At 33.4% G+C, this 1,668-nt stretch carries 1 pseudogene; it reads right to left on the bottom strand.

Annotated features, from left to right (window positions below):
• Positions 1-36: 36 nt before the first annotated feature.
• Positions 37-1,668: pseudogene (locus DM84_RS05840) on the bottom strand (hypothetical protein); the annotation flags it as partial.

Consider the following 1,668-nt stretch of genomic DNA (forward strand, 5'->3'; position numbering starts at 1 on the left):
CCTTCTTGCCATCTTTCATATGCTTCTTTTACTTTACTATGCGAAGTGAGTGCATACCACACTATCTAAATCCACTTGAATTTTAACCTTACATTTTTCACGTTCTGATATAGTATACATACCTGTACCAGCACCAACACAGCTCCGTTTTATATTACTTTTTATTTCAGATTCTATTGGAGGCAAATAACCACGCGTACAGATTTCACTTTTGATAGTAAAAGTGTCACAAGAATCTATAACTGACTTCCCAGTGGGGAAAACATATCTTTGAATATCATTATGTTGCTTTAAATACTCAAGTCCTTGTTTCACTAGCTGGTTATTAGCTTGTTTTTCCTCCATCAATTCTTCTACGTACTGTTCAGGTTTCATACCTATAAATGCACGTAATCCTTCAATAAATTTTTCTCCTCCAGTTAAGTGAACTACCTTATCAATTTTATCAACCCTTTTTACTGCCATATAAACATCAGTACCAATAAATACTACAGCTCCAATAGTAGTACCAATAGGGCCAGTAACACTTGATACTCCTTCTAAGACTTCAAAAGCCTCAGCAACTTCTATACCAATCTCCGCAGCATCAATTCCCAAATAAACACTATCTCCTATAACCGGTATTAGAGCATCTTTATCACCGCTTTCTAGCTCTTTAATTTGATTTGCTAAATCATAAACAACAAAAGCTGAAGTACTACGAGCAAGAAAAGGTGAGGCTGCCTTTAAAGATCTACCAAGAAGTACCTTACCATCTGTAATGATACCAACTCCTTTAGTACTAACAGCTTTTGCAATTTTAGTAAGCCCTCGACCTCCAGCAATAAATCCTAAATTAATTGCTACTCCTTTGTAATCATCATTTAAAAAATCAGCTAAAGCATTTTTAGCCACCATACCATACATTAGAGCACCGGAAACTTTCCCTACCTTGTTTAAGTGGCTTATAGCTTCTCGACTACGAACTATCTTATTGACTAAATCTTGGAATTTGCCTGTAACTTTAACTTGACTTGCTAAATCAATTAACTGAACACGTCTACTTTCATCTTCCACATCCTTTATATAATAAACAAATATTTCGCTATTGATTTTAATTTTATTAACGCTTCTTTTCTCACTCTCTTCTTCATTAAATTTGTCTATATCTTTCCATAAAGCTAAACAGCGGTTAGTATCTCTTTTCCCTCTATGACCTAAACAACTACCTAGATTTAACCCATTTTTTGGTTCGCTTAAGGACCTGCCTGAAGTAGCAGCTATATGATGTAAGGAAGTAGATTCTTCAATATTTTTAACCATGGAGGATATTTTACCTACTACTTGCTGATTATTTTCCTCAGCCAATATTAATTTAGAGCACTGATCCACTACATTTTGATCATAACCATTTAATGAAAGATTATTTTGTAACTTTCTTGATAGCGCTGAAATTTGAGTGCTATTCGATTTATCTCTAAACTCGGTAAGTTGCTCTAAACTACAGAAATTTTCAGTAAAGCTAATTTGATCTTGCAGTGAAGAAAAACCTAAACATTGATACGTTGAATTCTTATTTTCACTTTCAAAACTATCAATTGATACTAAACATTTAAAGTCATTTTCTATTTTAGGAGTATATTTATCTTTATTTTTGTAATTCTCTGAAGCTTTTTCAATTAGGTCTTG

Origin of the sequence: Wolbachia pipientis (genome assembly GCF_023661085.1) — a bacterium.
GTDB lineage: Bacteria > Pseudomonadota > Alphaproteobacteria > Rickettsiales > Anaplasmataceae > Wolbachia.